This is a genomic window from Hansschlegelia beijingensis (genome assembly GCF_045505405.1).
Taxonomy (GTDB): Bacteria; Pseudomonadota; Alphaproteobacteria; order Rhizobiales; family Methylopilaceae; genus Methylopila; species Methylopila beijingensis_A.
On record NZ_JBJKEX010000047.1, the window covers coordinates 1 to 15,833 of the forward strand.

The 15,833-nt window shown below is 68.8% G+C and carries 19 protein-coding genes and 2 pseudogenes; 13 read left to right on the forward strand and 8 right to left on the reverse strand.

Annotated elements, in window-relative coordinates:
- A pseudogene (locus ACIKT0_RS05140) lies at window positions 1-144 on the forward strand (IS110 family transposase); the annotation flags it as partial.
- Here the strand turns inward: ACIKT0_RS05140 and ACIKT0_RS05145 are convergent.
- Entirely contained in the window at window positions 107-973 is an 867-nt protein-coding gene (locus ACIKT0_RS05145; protein ID WP_407104305.1) for a hydantoinase/oxoprolinase family protein, read from the reverse strand. The pseudogene ACIKT0_RS05140 and the gene ACIKT0_RS05145 sit on opposite strands and share 38 nt — an antisense overlap.
- Window positions 970-1,920 (reverse strand): ATP-grasp domain-containing protein, encoded by a 951-nt coding sequence (locus ACIKT0_RS05150; protein WP_407104306.1) that lies wholly within the window; start codon window positions 1,918-1,920, stop codon window positions 970-972. Before ACIKT0_RS05150 ends, ACIKT0_RS05145 begins: the two co-directional genes overlap by 4 nt.
- A gap of 97 nt (window positions 1,921-2,017) precedes the next feature.
- Here ACIKT0_RS05150 and ACIKT0_RS05155 point away from each other — a divergent pair, with 97 nt between their 5' ends.
- Window positions 2,018-2,725: a HisA/HisF-related TIM barrel protein gene (locus tag ACIKT0_RS05155; RefSeq protein WP_407104307.1), complete on the forward strand. Its 708-nt coding sequence runs from the start codon at window positions 2,018-2,020 to the stop codon at window positions 2,723-2,725.
- Here the strand turns inward: ACIKT0_RS05155 and ACIKT0_RS05160 are convergent.
- Genes ACIKT0_RS05160 through ACIKT0_RS05175 form a run of 4 tightly spaced genes read right to left on the reverse strand, consistent with a single transcriptional unit; the run spans window position 2,682 to window position 6,058 of the window.
- Window positions 2,682-3,530 (reverse strand): triphosphoribosyl-dephospho-CoA synthase, encoded by an 849-nt coding sequence (locus tag ACIKT0_RS05160; protein ID WP_407104308.1) that lies wholly within the window; start codon window positions 3,528-3,530, stop codon window positions 2,682-2,684. The two genes, ACIKT0_RS05155 and ACIKT0_RS05160, sit on opposite strands and share 44 nt — an antisense overlap.
- Window positions 3,520-4,440 (reverse strand): ATP-grasp domain-containing protein, encoded by a 921-nt coding sequence (locus ACIKT0_RS05165; RefSeq protein WP_407104309.1) that lies wholly within the window; start codon window positions 4,438-4,440, stop codon window positions 3,520-3,522. Before ACIKT0_RS05165 ends, ACIKT0_RS05160 begins: the two co-directional genes overlap by 11 nt.
- 23 nt (window positions 4,441-4,463) lie before the next feature.
- The gene (mch, locus tag ACIKT0_RS05170) at window positions 4,464-5,420 is read right to left on the reverse strand and encodes a methenyltetrahydromethanopterin cyclohydrolase (protein WP_407104310.1); all 957 of its coding nucleotides are present in this window, start codon (window positions 5,418-5,420) and stop codon (window positions 4,464-4,466) included.
- The gene (locus ACIKT0_RS05175; protein ID WP_407104311.1) at window positions 5,417-6,058 is read right to left on the reverse strand and encodes an ATP-grasp domain-containing protein; all 642 of its coding nucleotides are present in this window, start codon (window positions 6,056-6,058) and stop codon (window positions 5,417-5,419) included. The genes mch and ACIKT0_RS05175 overlap by 4 nt, the downstream gene beginning before the upstream one ends.
- Window positions 6,059-6,148: 90 nt before the next feature.
- On the opposite strand from ACIKT0_RS05175, the gene ACIKT0_RS05180 reads away from it, so the two are divergent.
- The 5 genes from ACIKT0_RS05180 (at window position 6,149) to ACIKT0_RS05200 (ending at window position 11,214) form a co-directional block, all read left to right on the forward strand.
- A complete protein-coding gene (locus ACIKT0_RS05180) occupies window positions 6,149-6,676 on the forward strand; it encodes a histidine phosphatase family protein (RefSeq protein ID WP_407104312.1) in 528 nt (175 codons plus the stop codon).
- A 321-nt stretch (window positions 6,677-6,997) separates the two neighbouring features.
- Window positions 6,998-9,304 (forward strand): TonB-dependent receptor, encoded by a 2,307-nt coding sequence (locus ACIKT0_RS05185; RefSeq protein WP_407104313.1) that lies wholly within the window; start codon window positions 6,998-7,000, stop codon window positions 9,302-9,304.
- A 19-nt stretch (window positions 9,305-9,323) separates the two neighbouring features.
- Window positions 9,324-10,010 carry a Fe2+-dependent dioxygenase gene (locus ACIKT0_RS05190; protein WP_407104314.1) on the forward strand — a complete coding sequence of 229 codons (687 nt, stop codon included), beginning with the start codon at window positions 9,324-9,326 and terminating at the stop codon, window positions 10,008-10,010.
- Window positions 10,007-10,693 carry a tetratricopeptide repeat protein gene (locus ACIKT0_RS05195; protein WP_407104315.1) on the forward strand — a complete coding sequence of 229 codons (687 nt, stop codon included), beginning with the start codon at window positions 10,007-10,009 and terminating at the stop codon, window positions 10,691-10,693. Before ACIKT0_RS05190 ends, ACIKT0_RS05195 begins: the two co-directional genes overlap by 4 nt.
- An 11-nt stretch (window positions 10,694-10,704) precedes the next feature.
- Window positions 10,705-11,214 (forward strand): DUF4405 domain-containing protein, encoded by a 510-nt coding sequence (locus ACIKT0_RS05200; protein ID WP_407104316.1) that lies wholly within the window; start codon window positions 10,705-10,707, stop codon window positions 11,212-11,214.
- Window positions 11,215-11,305: 91 nt separating this feature from the next.
- On the opposite strand, the gene ACIKT0_RS05205 is transcribed toward ACIKT0_RS05200, so the two are convergent.
- Window positions 11,306-11,617, reverse strand: a complete 312-nt coding sequence (locus ACIKT0_RS05205) for a hypothetical protein (RefSeq protein ID WP_407104317.1) — start codon at window positions 11,615-11,617, stop codon at window positions 11,306-11,308.
- 227 nt (window positions 11,618-11,844) lie between these two features.
- Between ACIKT0_RS05205 and ACIKT0_RS05210 the strand changes: the two genes are divergently transcribed.
- From ACIKT0_RS05210 to panB, 6 genes are all read left to right on the forward strand, one after another.
- The gene (locus tag ACIKT0_RS05210) at window positions 11,845-12,351 is read left to right on the forward strand and encodes an invasion associated locus B family protein (protein WP_407104318.1); all 507 of its coding nucleotides are present in this window, start codon (window positions 11,845-11,847) and stop codon (window positions 12,349-12,351) included.
- Between the two features lie 225 nt (window positions 12,352-12,576).
- Entirely contained in the window at window positions 12,577-13,368 is a 792-nt protein-coding gene (locus tag ACIKT0_RS05215) for a sterol desaturase family protein (protein ID WP_407104319.1), read from the forward strand.
- A gap of 5 nt (window positions 13,369-13,373) precedes the next feature.
- Complete coding sequence (locus tag ACIKT0_RS05220; RefSeq protein ID WP_407104320.1) at window positions 13,374-13,763, forward strand: hypothetical protein; 390 nt, start codon at window positions 13,374-13,376, stop codon at window positions 13,761-13,763.
- A 32-nt stretch (window positions 13,764-13,795) separates the two neighbouring features.
- Complete coding sequence (locus ACIKT0_RS05225) at window positions 13,796-14,020, forward strand: hypothetical protein (RefSeq protein WP_407104321.1); 225 nt, start codon at window positions 13,796-13,798, stop codon at window positions 14,018-14,020.
- Window positions 14,017-14,322 carry a DUF6166 domain-containing protein gene (locus ACIKT0_RS05230; protein ID WP_407104322.1) on the forward strand — a complete coding sequence of 102 codons (306 nt, stop codon included), beginning with the start codon at window positions 14,017-14,019 and terminating at the stop codon, window positions 14,320-14,322. The genes ACIKT0_RS05225 and ACIKT0_RS05230 overlap by 4 nt, the downstream gene beginning before the upstream one ends.
- 127 nt (window positions 14,323-14,449) lie before the next feature.
- Window positions 14,450-15,334, forward strand: a complete 885-nt coding sequence (gene panB, locus ACIKT0_RS05235) for a 3-methyl-2-oxobutanoate hydroxymethyltransferase (RefSeq protein ID WP_407104323.1) — start codon at window positions 14,450-14,452, stop codon at window positions 15,332-15,334.
- A gap of 107 nt (window positions 15,335-15,441) precedes the next feature.
- On the opposite strand, the pseudogene ACIKT0_RS05240 reads toward panB, so the two are convergent.
- Window positions 15,442-15,786, reverse strand: a pseudogene (locus ACIKT0_RS05240) (FCD domain-containing protein); the annotation flags it as partial.
- Between the last annotated feature and the right edge of the window lie 47 nt (window positions 15,787-15,833).

Below are 15,833 nucleotides of genomic sequence, written 5' to 3' on the forward strand. Positions count from 1 at the left end.
AAGTGGCATCGAGAGGATGAGGTTAGTCGACGGATCGCGACGATCCCCGGCGTCGGGCCTATCGGATCAACTATGCTGAGCATGAAGGCTCCGCCCCCGGAGATCTTCAGGTCGGCGCCCGGCCGGCGTCGGGTCGCGAAATGGTCAGCGCGGCCGCGTCGCAGAGTCTCCGCAGCGCCGCTTCCGCCAGCCAGGCCGCGAGCGCATGCGCCTGGGCCTCCGTCTGCGCGTCGAGGTCGGCGCCGACCATGCGCAGCAGCCGGCGGGCGCTCGCCTCAGTCGTCTTCGCTCCGCCGTCCGCGGCCGGATGGAGGTCGGCGCCGTCGGGCAGGTCGCCCGTCAGCCGGAACACGTCCGCCGTGGTGGCGAAGAACTCCGCCATGGGGGAGATCCACCCGCCGCCGAAGGGCATTCGGGCGGCGAGCGCCATGACGGGCGTCCGCGCGATTCCGAGATAGACCAGCTCGTCGGCCGCCATGCGACCGGCGTCGTCCGATCCTCGGGCCAGAACCTCGCCGGACGCGAAGGGAATCAGGTCGCTGGTGGTCGAGCCGATGTCGATCAGCAGTCCGGTCTCACCGCCCACTGCGGCGGCCGCGGCTGTCGCGCGCCAGTTCGCGGACGCGATGGCGCTCCAATGCGCCGCCTCTTCGCCAGCCGGCACGAAGCCCGTCGCGCCGGCATAGAAGACGAGCCGGTCCCGCCCGACCAGTGCGCCGAGCGCGTCGGAGATCGCCGCGACGCCCGTCTGGCGGTCGGGCCAGAGGTCGACGAGTTCGCCGGTCATCGTGACCGCGAAGGACGCGCCGGGCGGGATCTCTCCCTCGATCGATGCGAACGCCCTCTCGAGTTCATCGAGGCCGCGCCAGAGCGGGCAGGGCGCGATGCGCGCGGCCTCCAGCCGCCCCGCAGGCGACAGGCGCGCGAGCTTGAGGTGCGCCCCGCCGACGTCGAGCCCGACAATGGCGCTCACAGCGCGATCTCGACAGGCCGGAGAACTTCGCCGGACAGCGACGCTTCGGCGGAGAGGCCGAGCAGTCCCGCCGGGTTCAGACCGAGGGCCTCGCGAAGCCCGGCATAGGCGGTGGTCACCCGCGGATTGATCTCGATCACGGTGGCGCCCTGCGGGCCCAATACGAGGTCGATCCCGAAGAAGCCTTGCAGGCCCGGGACAGCTCGCCAGACTCTTTGCGCAAGAGCGTCCACCTCCCGGTCGGCCGGAACAGCGCCCACCGTCAGGCCATCGAAACGGAAGACGCCGTCCCGGATCGCGACATGCTGCTCGTTCGCCGCAAGCACCGAGACAGACCCGCCTGCCCCGAGGCAGGTCAGGCTCGCGGCCGCGCCAGGCTGGTGGCGTTGCACGATGTGGCCCGGAGCCAGCGCGCCGGGAGCAGGCCGGTCAGTCCAGAACCGCGTCGACCCGCATCCTGCGCCGTCGTCAGGCTTGCTGACGAACGGACCTGCTTCCCCGGCCGGGAGCGAATCCGGGCGCCAGACCGCCGGCGTCGGAACGCCATGCTCAAGAAGACGCTCCGCCGTCCGGCGCTTGCTCGCGGAGATCTGGATCGCCGCAAGGTCAGGGCCGAGCACCCGCGCGCCGGCGGCGTCGCAGAGCCGCCAGAGCCGCTCCAGAACGCCGTCGGTCTCCGGCGCCACGATGCAGGCGAGATCAGTCGCGCCAGCGAGCGCCGCCCAGGTCGCCCAGCAATCCTGCTCGGCCTCGACGGCGACGCTTTCCGCGCCACGGGGAGGCGGCAGCCGGTCGTCATAGGTCACGACGGCCTCGACGCCGGGCAGATCCGAGAAGTCCCGCGCCAGGGCGTCGCGCATCAACAGGCCCTCGCGCGCCAGCGAAGCGGGGAGGGCGTCCCGCCGCATTCCGCCGCCGGTCACGAATTCGCATATGAAGACGCGCATGACGCCGCAGCCGATCCTTCGCCGAGCCGCTCGCCCGACCGCGAGGGCTTAGCCCAAAAGCCGCGGCGCCTCACCTGCCGAATCATGGGGCCAGCCAATGGACGTCGTTCCGGTCATCGACCTCATGGGCGGCCAGGTGGTGCATGCCCGCCGCGGAGAGCGCGGCGCCTACCAGCCGATCCGTTCGCCGCTCGTGGAGGGCGCCCGGCCGCAGGCCGTCGCCGAGGCGCTGCTCGCGCTCGCTCCGTTCCGCAGGCTCTACGTCGCGGATCTCGACGCTATTCGCGGAACGGGCGGGCACGACGCGGTCATCGCCGAGATCGCCGACGCCCATCCGGAGCTCGAGATATGGGTCGACCGCGGGGAGACCGATCCTGCCGCGCTCGGTCGGCGCGCCCGCGGCGGCCCCGGCGTAAGCGTCATCGGCAGCGAATCGTTCAAGGACGGGCAAGCGCTGAGAAGCGCCTGCAGGGCGTCGGGCGGCGTGCTGTCGCTCGACCACGATGCGAACGGGCCTATCGGACCCGCTGATTCGCATGACGATTCGTCGTTCTGGCCCCACCGGGTCATCGTCATGACCCTGGCCCGTGTCGGAGCGGACGCGGGGCCCGACATCAGCCGGTTGCAGGACGTGATGGGCAGGGCCGGGGACCGCCGCGTCTACGCTGCGGGCGGCGTGCGGGGCGCCGCGGATCTCATGGCGCTCTCTGCGCTGCGGGTGGCGGGCGCTCTGGTCGCGAGCGCCCTGCATGACGGCAGGCTCAGCCCCGAGGCTCTGGCGGAGGCGCTTCGAGGCGAGCCGTGAACAGCGCCGCGACCGTGAGGTCGGCGGTCGTTCCGGGGTTCAGGCCCTTGGCCTTCAGGTGCAGGTCGAACGCGTCGAGCGCCCGCTCCCGGTCGTCGCGGAAGTCGAGGCTCTCGGCGAACGCGGCGGCTTCGCGCCGGAGCGTCTCGGCGACCTCGGCTCCGAACTTCCGCACGACGTGGCTGTCCGGGAAAAGGCTGAGCAGGCCCAGATAGACGTCCTCGACCGCCTCGCGACCGGGACGGCGCGCCTGGTAGGCCGCCGCGGCGGCGAACACGTCCTCGAAGTCGGTGACGTATTGCAGTGCGATCCGGTCGCGGCTCGCCGCGGCCGCCATGGCGTCCCGAAGGGTGATGCTCGGCGGCTCCGCGACGTCATGCGCGTCGGCGCGTCCGAGCCCGCCCGGATTGGCGGCGGCGATCGCCCGGTAGGCGGCTTCCGCGTCCTCCACGGTGAGTCGCTCCAGAACCCGGGCGAGCGCCGGCCTCAGGGGCTCGCCCGGCGCGCGCTCGAACGCAGCATGCGCGAGCGGCGCGCAGAGCAGCACGATGCCCAGATTGGCGTTGCAGCCGACCGCTGCGAGCGAAGCCCTGACCGCGCCTTCGATCCTCTCGCCGACGGTGCGGCCAGCGACAAGGCGCACCGCGGCCACCTCGGCCGCTCGCTCGAAGGTCGCGGCGGTCATGCCGTGACCGTCACGGAAATTGTGGACGTTGCCGGGCTTCAGGGCCGCGAGTTCTGCGCGGCAGGCGTCCCGAAAGGCGGCCGCGACCGCGGCCATGTCCCAGCTTGAATCAGGCGGCATCGGGACGCGCGAGGCGCTGGGACATGTCGCGCGCAAGGGCGGCGGCGACGTCGACGCCAGTCGCCTCCCAGAGCCCTTTCCAGGCCGGCATCGAGTTCACCTCGAGGATCAGGAAGCGGCCGTCCTCGGACTCGATCAGGTCGACGCCGGCATAATCGGCGCCGACCGCCGCGGCGGCCTTCACCGCAAGCGCCGCTGCCTCCCCGTCGGTCGCCGCCGGCTCTCCGGCGGCTCCCTGGAAGATGTTGGTGATCCAGCCTTCCGAGCGTCGGATCATCGCACCGATCGGCCGCCCGTCGAGCACGAACACGCGCCAGTCATGCGCCCCGCCCGCTATTCGCGAACCGCGGCTCGCCACGAACTCCTGGAGATAGTAGACGCCGCCGACGGCGTCCGGCTCCGGCAGGGCGTCGCCCGGCGCGAGCCGGATGAGCCCTTTGCCCTGGGCGCCGAACAGCGGCTTCAGCACGGCGTCGCCCGCCATCCGCTCGAACGCGGCCTGCGCCACGTCGCGCCGTTCGAACACCGCGGTGCGAGGGGTGGGCAGCCCCGCATGCGCGAGCGCGAAGGTCGTCATCGACTTGTCGACGCAGACCTCGATCGCGCGGGCGTCGTTCACGACCTGGACGCCCGCCGCCCGGGCGGCGTGCAGAAAGCCGAGCCGCGTGGTGATCTGTTCCGTGGTGCCCCCGGGAATGAGCCGCACGAAGATCGCGCCCGGCAGCCGCCCTTCCAGTCCCGGGAAGGACAGGCCGGGCGCGCCTGGCGCGCCTGGCGCGACGTCGAAGCCGCACTCGGTCATCGAGAGGATCGTCGGGCGCAGGCCTTCGCGCGCCATGGCGGCGGCGAGGCCCTTGCTGTGCCAGTCGGCCTTCTCCGTGAAGATGACGACGGCGTCTTCGACGATCATTCCCGTGATCTCCGCTCCGGCGATCAGCCGCCGAAGGAACGCTCGATCAGCGACGGTTCGTAGGCGCCGGCGGTGAAGCTCTTGCCGGTCGAAAGCGCCGTCACGGTCACGAGGGCCGGCGAGAACAGGCCGGCGTCACAGGCATAGAAGTCGTAGTTGTAGCCCGCGAACACCTCGCCGAAGGGGCGACCGTGGTCGCGCGAGGTCGAGGACGGCAGCCCGTTCGCGAGTTGCTCCGCCTCATCTTCCGGACCCTCGACGTAGAGGGCGATCTCGCCGCCATAGAGCACGGCGTCGTTGGTGCGGCCCATGGCGGTGAGGAAGTCCGCGCCCGGAGGCGGGACCGGCGCGGTGCCGAAGCCGTCGACGATCCGCTCCAGCGGGAAGTGGATCGTGTGCGCCTTGTGGAGCGCGACCTCGAGCACGCGGCCGACGACCTGAACCGTGCCGGCGAGGCTCGACGTCGGCGTGAGGATCAGGGTGAGCTTGTCCTCGGGCACGCCGCAATCCTTGGCGATCTGCGCGATCAGCGTGTCCGGCGGCCGCTTGTCGACCTCGAGCACCAGGGCTGCGCTGTCCGAGGCGTCCTTGTAGGCGAGCTCCTCGTAAAGCGTCTCCTTGGCCGCGAGCGCGCGGCCCGGGCCCGAGCCGAGGGCGAAGAAGTCGCCCTCGGAAAGGCTCCATCCCGCGTACTGGCTGCCGAGACAGGCGATCACCGGATCAACCGTCGTCACATGGACCGCCTGACCCCAGCGCTGGAAGCGGACGTCAGACTGGAAGGTCGCGCGGCCAAGGCCGCCGAGGCAGATCTCGATGATCCGGCGGCCGGCTTCGAGGCCGCCGCGCACCGCGATTCCCGCGTCGACGATGCGCGCGCCCGTTGCGGTCCGGTCGACGGCGAGACGCAGAGTCTCCGCGTCCTGCACAAGCGCCTCGACGAGCGGGGCGGAGAGTTTTCCGACGCTGGGCTTGGCTGTCATCCGGACACCATGGTGAGTTGGCCGCACGCCCTCGGGATTGCGGCGCGAAGCGATGCGAGAAGCGAGGCGCGCCGCTCAAAGAACAGAGCGCGAGCCGCGGAGGGCGAGCCGCCGGCGGCGATGACGGTGCATAGAGGCGCGCCAGCGGGGACGCTGTCCTCGCATGCGGGCCAGTCCGCCGTCCAGACCGGCCTTCGAAGGGAGGCCACGGAGGTGGGCGCCTCCGCGTAGACGACGCCCGCCGCCTGCGCGGATGGGAAGGCGAAGCTGGCCGTGGGCAGCGCGCCGTCGCAGGCGGCGAGGTGAAGCCCGAGAAGCGCAGGGGAAGGCGCGCGGTCGAAGACGTCGAGCGTGGCGCCCGGCCGCGGGTTGATCTCGAGCAACCAGAAGACGGAATGGGCGTCGGAGACGAGCAGATCAGCGCTCGCGAGGCCGGCGAGTCCTGTAGCCGCGACGATACGGCTCAGCGCGGCGCCGACCTTCCCGGCGAGGGCCGCGTCGAGCGCGACGGGTCCGACGGCCCCGCCGTAGCGGAACGGAGCGGAGGGGGTCGGATCAGCCCATTGTTCGGAGAAGCCGACGACTTGGGCCTGCCGTCCGTCGCTCAGGAAGAGCGCGGAGACCGGGCGGCCGTTCACCTGCTTCTGGAAGTACCGTCCGCGTCCGGGGAGCCCTTGGGCCGCCCTCTTTCGCGGAAAGCCCCCGGCGGGCGAGAAGCGAGGACCTCAGTGGCGCACGGACCCGACCGCATCCTGTTCATCAGACACGCCGAGCACCACAGCCAGCTTGGCCTCACCGAAGACGGCATGCCCGACGACCAAAGCCTCAACGCGCGCGGGTGGCAGAGAGCCGGGGCCCTGATCGCGCGCCTGGCGCAGCCCGTGAACGGCGACGCGCCGCCCGACACGATCTACGCCTCTGCGATCACGGAGGACGGCCAGAGCCGTCGGCCGCAACAGACCGTCGCGCCCCTGCTGGCGTTCCTCCGCGCGCGCGGCCACGTCACCTATTGCGACGCCTACGCCAAGACCGCCGTCGACGAGCTGGCCGAGGACCTGATGACCCGAAAGGGCGTGGTCCTCGTCGCCTGGGAACACTCGATGATCCCGAAGATCGCCCGGCGGCTCGGAGCGGACTCGGCCCCCTCGGACTGGCCGACCGACCGCTACGACATGATCTGGCGCCTCGACCGCGCCGAAGACGGCGGCTGGAGCTTCGAGGAGATCGACCAGGGGCTGCTGGTCGGCGACCGCTGAGGTCCGGCGCATGGCGGCGCGACCGCGACGCGAGGCGCTGCGTCGCGACGCGTTCCTGCGGACGTCGCGGCGCGTCGGGGCCTGAGATTAGAGGGAATCCGGCTACAGAATAGAAGAATTCAAATTCCAGAATAACTTTAATCCTAAAGCTGACGCCGCCAAGGATCGAAGTAGAATAATTCTAACATAATGATTTTAAAGGGCTTTTTCTTCTTTTTGGCTTGCCACGCCTGAGTTTCGCCGCCAAAAGGCCCCAAACAAGCTTGGGGTCCCGACATGATCGTGCGCAGTTCCATCTCGCTTCGGCCGAAGATGTCGAGTGTGGCGTTGACGGCGAGCGCGACGCTCGCGGCGGCGGCGGTTCATCCGATGGCGGCGTTCGCTCAATCGGCCGGACAGGAGTCGACGTCCCTCGACCCCATTCTGGTCGAAGGCGCCGCCGCGACCTACGGCAACGCGAACGCCGCCTCGACCGGCGTCAGCCGGCTGCCCGCCACGGTTCGGGAGATTCCGCGGGCGGTCACGGTCATTTCGCAGGAGCAGCTCGAGCAGCAGGGCGTCACGAGCGTCGAGCAGGCGCTCCGGAACGTGCCGGGCATCACGCTCTCCACCGGCGAGGGCAATGGCGGCACCAATGGCGACCAGTTCCGCATCCGCGGCTTCCAGTCCAAGGGCGACATCTACATCGACGGCCTGCGGGACTTCGGCGCCTATGTCCGTGACAGCTTCGACATTGAAAGCATCGAGGTCATCAAGGGTCCGAACGGCGAGAACTTCGGCGTCGGCACCACCGGCGGCCTGATCAACCAGACCTCCAAGAAGGCGCATCTCGGCGACGCGCTTTCGGTCGAGGGGCAGATCGGCAGCGGCCCGCTCAAGCGCGGCACGGTCGACTACAACAAGCAGATCAACGAGACGACGGCCATCCGCCTCAACGGCATGGTCCATGACCAGGACGTCGCCGACCGCGACCATGTGAAGTCGGACCGGCAGGGTTTCGCGGCCGCCCTCGGCTTCGGCCTCGGCACGGACACGACCTGGTCGATCAACTACATGTACCAGCATAACAACCGGAAGCCGGACTACGGCGTGCCGTTCATCGCCGACGCCAACGGCCGGTGGCGCCCGGCGACGGAGCTCGGACTGAGCCGCTCGACCTCGTATGTGCGCGCCACCGACAAGGACGTCACCAACGCCCATGTGGTCACGTCGCTGTTCTCCAAGGAGGTCAATGACTGGCTGACGATCTCGAGCGACTCGCGCGTCGGCTTCTACGATCGCGACTATTCCTCGACCGCGCCCGGCTGCTCCAACGACGCCAGCAGCGCCACGCCCGGCGTTCAGTACGCCGGCAGCTGCTCGCAGCAGTTCCTGGCGGGCGGCAATCCGCTCATCACCTACGGCGCAGGCGGCGGTCTCAGCTACAAGCAGAGGACCTGGGGTCTTGAGAACACCACGACCGCGAAGGCCGAATTCGAGACCGGCGGTCTGAAGCACAAGGCCCTGGTCGGCGTGAACGTCTACTATCAGGACGACCACCGCGAGCCCGCGAGCTACGGCCAGACCCGCGGCAACCAGACGATCCGCGATCCGTTCTACAGCACGCCGAACGCGGTGCGGACGCGCGTGGTCGGCAATGACCGCGACGCGACGGCCTCGGACGTCGCGCTGTTCGCCAACGACCGGGTCTGGTTCACGGACCAGATCTCCGTCATGGGCGCGCTCCGCTGGGACAACTTCAAGAGCAAGTTCTACAGCTTCACCCCCGCGGCGGCGGACACCACCGCGCCGTTCGAAGACGTCGAGATCAACAGCAAGCAGTCGGACAGCAAGCTCAGCCGGTCGGTCGCGCTGATGTTCGAGCCGCAGTCGAACCAGACCTATTATGTGAGCTACGCCCGCTCCTACACGCCGATCGGCACCAACGTGGCGACGCAGGCCGGCAACGCCACCAGCGAGGTGCCGGGCGGCGCGAGCGGAAACCTGAAGCTCGATCCCGAAAAGGCCGACCTCTACGAGTTCGGCGGCAAGATCGATCTCATGGACGGTCGTCTCGGCCTGTCCGGCTCGGTCTTCCAGATCGATAAGAGCAACGCCTACGACGTCGACCCCACCACGGGCGACGTCATCGGCGGCTTCTCCGACGCCAGCCAGAAGCGGCGCGTGCGCGGCTTCGAACTCGGCGCCACCGGCGAGTTGGCGCCGGGGCTGAACATCCAGTTCGGCTACGCCTATCTGGACAGCAAGATCCGGGGCGAAACTCCCGGCACGGCGGCCGCGTCATCCGTGAAGGGCAATGACGTTCCCTATGTGTCGAAGCACAACGCCGCCCTGTGGGCGACCTACGAGCTGTCGCGTCACTTCGCCGAGAAGATGCCCGGCAAGCTGCTCGTCGGCGGCGGCATCCAGTACGCCAGCGCATACTGGGCCGATCCCGCGAACACCGCCCGCGTTCCGAAGTCCTTCTCGCTCGATGGCCTGATCTCCTACGAGTATGAAGGGGTGCGGGTCGCTCTCAACGGCTACAACCTGAGCAACGAGCTGAACTACACCTCCGCGCAGGGCACGGGCCGCGTCGTGCCGGGCTCCGGCCGGACGGTGCTGCTCTCTCTCGGCTACAAGATGTGACGCGCGGGCGGATCTAGCCGTGCTGGTGCACATCAACGGCGTCCTGACGCCTGACGAGGTCGCGTTCTGCCGCTCGATCCTGGAGAGCTCCTCCTGGATCGACGGCAAGGCGACGGCCGGCGATCAGGCCGCCAAGGCCAAACACAACATGCAGGTTCCGGAGGATTCCCCGGAGGCGCGCCGGCTGGGCGAGCTGATCCTGACGGCGCTCGCCCGCAACCCCACGTTCAACTCCGCCGCGCTGCCGCTGCGCGTGCTGCCGCCGATGTTCAACCGCTATGACGAGGGCATGAGCTTCGGCGCGCATGTCGACGGCGCCATCCGGGCGATCCCCGGCGCCGGCGGCATGCGGATGCGCGCCGACGTCTCGAGCACGCTCTTCCTCACCGATCCGGAGGATTACGAGGGCGGCGAGCTCGTTATCGAGGACAGCTACGGGGCGCACGCCGTCAAGCTGCCCGCCGGCGACATGGTGGTCTATCCGGCCACCAGTCTGCACCGCGTCGAGCCCATCACGCGGGGGAGCCGCTGGTCGTCGTTCTTCTGGACGCAGTCGATGGTCAAGGACGACGGCGAGCGGACGCTGCTCTACGACCTCGACCTCGCGATCATCGAGACGCGGGCCCAGTTGGGCGATCGAAGCCGCGCCACGCTCGGTCTCGTCAACCACTACCATAACCTTCTGCGGCGCTGGGCCGAGCTGTGACGACGGCCGGTCCGGCGATACCCCGCGCGATCGCGCGGGCGCAGCTCGAATGGGCGCAGCTGCACCTCGATGGCGGAGAGGCGAAGCCGCAGGACCCCGGGGCCGCCTTCGCCTGGTATCGCAGCGCGGCCCGGCTGGGCGACGAGCGGGCGATCAACATGCTGGGGCGCGCCTATGAGCGCGGATGGGGCGTCCGGGTCGATCTGAAGGCGGCCATCCGCTGCTACGAGCGCGCCGCGGCGCTCGGCGACGCATGGGCGACGTTCAACCTGGCCGATCTTGCCCTGAGCGGCCGGGGGCGCCCGGCGGACGCCGCGGAAGCCTATGGGCTTTACGAACGTGCGGCCGCGGCGGGAATCGCGAAGGCGTTCAACATGATGGGGGTGCTGCGCGAGAGCGGCGAGGGCCCGCCGCGCGACGCCGCGCTCACCAGAACCCTGTTCCGTCATGCGGCGGAAGGCGGCGATTGCTGGGGCTGCTTCAACTACGCCCGGCGGCTGGTCGACGACGATGGAGACGTCGAGGGCGCCGAGACCTGGCTCCGGCGCGGAATCGAACTCGGCTTTCCGGACTTCTGGCGGGTCGTCGGCGAGGCGCTGGCTGCCCATCCGGCCCCCCGTCTGGCGGAGCTCGGCCGCGCCGCCCTGGGCCGCTTCTCAGATTCCCATCATCCTGTCCGCTGAAGGGCCCGGCCTTGAAGACCCTGATCCACCGCTACGGCACGCCGCTGACGACTGGCCTGTTTCTCGTTTCCACCGTCTCGGGCGTCGCGCTGTTCTTCCGCTGGCAGCCGGCGGCGTTCCACCTGATGCATGAGTGGCTGAGCCTCGCCCTGCTCGTGCCTTTCGGGCTGCATCTGTGGAAGAACTGGAAGCCGATGGTGGGCTACCTGAAGCGCAAGACGCTGATCATTCCGCTGCTCGCCTCCATTCTCGTGGCGGTTCCGTTCGCGGTGAACGGCATGATGAAGTCGCGCGGCGGCAGCCCGGGCTTCCGGGCGATGTCGGTGTTGACGAAGGCGCAGCTCGCGGACCTTGCGCCCATCCTCAAGGCCTCGCCGGAGGACCTCGTCACCCGGCTGCGCGCGGACGGCCACAAGGTCGACACGGCGGAAGCCACCCTGGAGAGCGTCGCGGCGTCGTCGGGCGTGCGCGCCTCCGAGTTGCTCCTCAAGCTGATGCCCCAGCGCCCAGCGACCCCTTGAGGGCGCCCGCAGGGCGGCGGGCCGAAGCCTGCCGCCCTGCGAGCCCTCTGCTCTTGTCGCGTCGAACCCGCTCTGGCGCGACGCTCCGGGATCAGGGGCAGAACCAAGCCGGTCCGACCACGATGCAGCCGCGGGTCCGCCAGTCGCGCGGCCGCGCCCGGTAGCTGCGCCAGCCATGCGGCGCCGAACGGTAGCGGGCGCCCGGCGTGAAATGCGGCTTGCCGCGGCGGTGCTTATATTTGTGGCGCGGGCCGCGATGGTCGTAGCGGCGCATGTCGACCAGCTGGATGGGCGCGATCGCGGGGGTCGAGATGGCCGCGGCCGATGCCGACGCCGGCGACGCGAACGCCCCCGATGAGGGCAGCACCGCCAGAAGGGCGATCGGCAGGAGGCGTTTCAGCATGGTTCTGTCTCGCTTTCTTTCTCCGGTGATTATTGTCACGCACGCGGATCAAAGTCCCTGCGCAAGGGCCGGGCGTGACCTAGGCCGGTGAGGTTCTGGGCCTCGGCGCGGCGCCGTCACGCCATGCTCGCCAGAACGTGACTGCAATCCGGACATATTTAGTAAACTGATTATCAATGATCGTTAGTCAGGCCTCTCCCGCCTCGATGGGCGAAAGGAGGTCGCAGATGAAGAAGCTGTTCCTTGCCACGATCATTGCATCAGCTGTGTTGGCCATATCGCCGGTAAAGGCGGCCGAAAAGAACATCGGGTTCTTCGAAAGCTGGAGCGTTTGGCAATATAACGACGCAGGAGGCAAGGGATGCTTTATCTACGCCAATCCGTCCAAGGCGGAACCTGCGAAGCTTAATCACGGACTGGTGTCCTTTTTCGTCAGAAGTACGGGCAAGTCGCCGGCTGGCACGGAGGCCAGTCTCCAGTTCGGCTACGACCTCAACGAGGATGCTCCTTCGTCGGTGGACGTGGACGGCAAGAAGTTCTCCTTGCAGGCGCACAAGAACGGCGCCTGGCTCGTGGGCGGCGAGCCGCGCGAGCAGGAGCTTCTGAAGGCGATGGAGCGCGGGCGCTCCATGACAGTCTCGACCGCCTCCAAGCGGGGCAACGAAACGCACTATGTGTTTTCGCTGAAGGGCGTCACCCAGGCGATGGGGCTGCTGCGCCGCCGCTGCTCCTGACGGCCCCGCTCGGTCGGTCGGAGGCGGCGCCGTGCGCCGCCTCCGGAGGGCCGCCGCCTGATGATCAGCCGGGCCGGGCGAGCCCCTGAAAGAACCTCCGGTCGCGAGTGCGACGCCTGGGTCCGCAACGGCCTTGGCAGGCGGCGATGTTCCTCTGGCGCTTCTGATACGCCACTGATATATTAGTGGCCGAAGCGATCACCAGCATCGCCATGGGAGGACTTCATGGAACTCGCGCAATCGCCCATGTCCGAGCGCCAGCGGGCTTACCGCGCCAATTACCGGCAGCGCGTCGCCGGCTGGTACAATGGCATTCTGCACATCGCGATCATTTACGTGATCGGGTTCACGGCGCTCTACGTCTACCTGTCGAACGTGGACGCCCCGAGCTGGCTCGAGCTGGCGACCGTCCCGGTCACCTTCCTGTTCTGCAACTTCTTCGAGTGGTGGATCCACCGCTACGTCATGCACCGGCCGTCGAAGAACCCGGTCGCGCGCGCGGTCTACAATCGCCACACGCTGCAGCATCACCAGTTCTTCACCGAGCACGAGATGCGTTTCGCGGATCACCGGGATTATCGCGTCACGTTTTTCCCGCCCTACGCGCTCGCGGCCTTCACGCTGATGTCGATCCCCGGCGCGATCGCCCTCGGCTTCGTGTTCTCGCCGAACGTCGGCTGGCTGTTCATCACGACCACCACGTCGATCTACATGATCTACGAGTTCATGCACTTCTGCTGCCATGTGGAAGACAACTGGTTCGTGCGGAACATGCCGTTCATCAACACCAACCGGCGCCACCACACGGCCCATCATGACCAGTCGATCATGATGGAGCGGAACATGAATCTGACCTTCCCGATCATGGACTGGCTGTTCGGCACGTCCGACCTGAACCGCGGGCTGATCGGCACGCTGCTCAACGGCTACGACACGCGCTTCGTGAAGACCGACATGCGGAAGACCTCCCGCACGCCGGGCGCTTCGCCGGCCGGGACCATGCAGCCGGCGGAGTGACGGGGATGGCCGCGATCGAGCCGAACGTCGCAGCCCTCTGCTGGTTCGCGCTGTTCGCGGCCGTCGCGGGCGTTGGGTTCTACGTGCTGGCGGGCGCCTTTCCGCTAGCGACCCGTGACGACCTCACCGGCAGGGCCGCCGGGGTCGCGCTGGTCGCGCTCAACGCGATCGCCTTCCTGGCGCTCGCCTATGGGTCGCTCGCCTTCGGGCTGGCGGAGCTGCGCTGGACCAGCGTGGTGATCGTGAGCGGCCTCGCCGCGCTGTTCACGCCCGGCGTGTTTCACCTCTGGCCGGAACGCTGGAGGGACGGCGCCGCAGGGCTCGCGATATTGCTTGCGATCACGGTGGCGGCGCTAGGCGCGCTGCAGGCGGTCGGCGGCGTCTTCGTCGCCTGAGCCGTCATCAACGAGAAGAGAAGGGGAGGGACATGCCGTTCAAGATCAAGATGGGGCTCACCATCATCGTCGGCCTCGCCGCGCTGGCGGGCTTCTTCTTCATGGGGCATCTAGGCAAGACGGGGCCGCAGATCGCGCTGCTGTTCCTGGGCCCGTTCACGATGGGCAGCCTCTGGATCTTCCCCGAGGTCATGAAGACCGCGGCCGACAACAAGCCCGCCACCCGCCGCCGGGCGCTTGAGGGACAGACGCGATGACCGTCTATGTCGGGGACCGCACCATCGACGGCATCTTAGTGACGGCTGACGGCCAGCCGCTCGACACCTATGAGGACGTCAAGACGTTCTCGCCGAACGGTTTCGAGTGGAGCTACGAGGGCCCGGAGCCGACGCAGCTCGCGTTCGCGCTGCTGGTCGACCACCTCGGCGACGGCCGCCGCGCGGCTGCGCTAGCCGAGCGCTTCATGCGCGACGTGGTGGCGAACTTCCAGAACGAGTGGGAGATGTCGACCGCCGACATCGACCGGGTGCTCGCAAGCTACGGCGCAGCCGCCGCCTGAGTCGCCCCCGGTCGCCCGGGGCTCCTCCGAGAAGACAACCGATCGCCGCAGCGCGGCGCGAGGCCGACCGATCGCGGTCGGTCCGAGACATCACGCGGCGCGGCGCGCGCCAAACGGGGGACTGCCAGTGAACGACGCTCCTGCGCCCGCTCCGAAGCGCGAAAAGCGCTCCATCGCCGAAATCCGGGACTCCAAGAGGACCGGCGAGAAGATGGTCTATATGTCGGTGCCCGACTACACCTCGGCCAAATGGGCCGAGATGGCGGGCGTCGACGTCGCCGTGGTGGGCGACAGCCTTGCGATGATCGCGCATGGCCACACGAACACCATCCCGGCCACGATGGACATGATGGTCATGCACGCGCAGGCGATCCGCCGCGGGGCGCCGAACACCTTCGTGCTCGGCTGCATGCCCTATCAGAGCTACCACACCGTCGACCGCGCGCTCACCAACGCCACCCGCTTCATGCAGGACGCGCTGACCGACGCGGTGAAGCCGCAGGGCGGCAGGTCCCAGGCGCATATCCTGAAGGCGCTGGTCGACGCCGGCATCCCGACCGCCTCGCATATCGGGCTCACGCCCCACACGATCGCGAACTTCGGCGGCTTCAAGATCCAGGGCAAGACGGCCGACGCCGCCTTCAAGATCCTCCAGGACGCCCTCGCGATCGAGGACGCCGGCTGCTTCATGCTGGAGTTCGAGGCGGTGCCGGCGCGGATCGCGACGCTGATCTCGCAGCAGCTGACCATTCCGACGATCGGGATCGGTGCAGGCGTCGGGACCGACGGACAGATCCTGCTCTGCCATGACCTGCTGGGCGTCTTCACGGACTTCAAGCCGAAGTTCACCAAGCGCTACGCCAAGCTCACCGAGGTCGCGGTCGCGGGCATCCGCGAGTATGTGCGCGAGGTCAAGGAGGGCGCGTTCCCGGACGACGACCACTCCTATTCGGTGAAGGACGAGGAATACGAGAAGTTCGCCGCGATGGTGGAGAAGCGCCGGCAGATCTGAGCCCCCGGGTTCCGGTCAGGCCCGCCTTCGCGGGCGCCCACGACATCCTTCGACGCGCGCTAGGGGCGTGCCCGGCCTTTGCCCGGGCATGCCGAAGCGAGGGGCCGTCAGACGTCCAGCGTCTTCCTCGCAAAGCTCTCGATGTAGTCCATCAGCCGGTCGGAGGCTGCGGCGGCGGCCGCGCCGTCGCGCGCGGCGATCGCTTCCGCGACCTCGGCGTGCAGCCGCGCGGACTGCGAAAGGTCGCCGACCTCGCGATAGTGCTGGTACCAGAAGCGGCGCGACAGGGCGGTCATGTTCGCCATCGCGCGGCTGGCGAACTCGTTGCGCGCGGACGTAGCCACAAGCTGATTGAAGTCGCGGTCGAGCCGCATGAAGGTCAGGTCGTCGGACGCGTCGGCCGCGGCCCGCATGTCCCGGGCAAGCTCGGCGAACCGCTCGCGCTCGGCAGGGTCCGTCGTCGTAGCTCAGCGCAATGTCCGTCCGCAGCGGCGGCGCT

Bases quoted from the DNA above. Each gene is read 5' to 3' on its own strand.
- ACIKT0_RS05215 (WP_407104319.1), top strand. From the start codon at position 12,577: ATGGAACTCGCGCAATCGCCCATGTCCGAGCGCCAGCGGGCTTACCGC.
- ACIKT0_RS05210 (WP_407104318.1), top strand. From the start codon at position 11,845: ATGAAGAAGCTGTTCCTTGCCACGATCATTGCATCAGCTGTGTTGGCC.
- ACIKT0_RS05205 (WP_407104317.1), bottom strand. From the start codon at position 11,617: ATGCTGAAACGCCTCCTGCCGATCGCCCTTCTGGCGGTGCTGCCCTCA.
- ACIKT0_RS05225 (WP_407104321.1), top strand. From the start codon at position 13,796: ATGCCGTTCAAGATCAAGATGGGGCTCACCATCATCGTCGGCCTCGCC.
- ACIKT0_RS05165 (WP_407104309.1), bottom strand. From the start codon at position 4,440: ATGATCGTCGAAGACGCCGTCGTCATCTTCACGGAGAAGGCCGACTGG.
- ACIKT0_RS05220 (WP_407104320.1), top strand. From the start codon at position 13,374: ATGGCCGCGATCGAGCCGAACGTCGCAGCCCTCTGCTGGTTCGCGCTG.
- ACIKT0_RS05160 (WP_407104308.1), bottom strand. From the start codon at position 3,530: ATGCCGCCTGATTCAAGCTGGGACATGGCCGCGGTCGCGGCCGCCTTT.
- ACIKT0_RS05230 (WP_407104322.1), top strand. From the start codon at position 14,017: ATGACCGTCTATGTCGGGGACCGCACCATCGACGGCATCTTAGTGACG.
- ACIKT0_RS05150 (WP_407104306.1), bottom strand. From the start codon at position 1,920: ATGCGCGTCTTCATATGCGAATTCGTGACCGGCGGCGGAATGCGGCGG.
- ACIKT0_RS05155 (WP_407104307.1), top strand. From the start codon at position 2,018: ATGGACGTCGTTCCGGTCATCGACCTCATGGGCGGCCAGGTGGTGCAT.
- mch (WP_407104310.1), bottom strand. From the start codon at position 5,420: ATGACAGCCAAGCCCAGCGTCGGAAAACTCTCCGCCCCGCTCGTCGAG.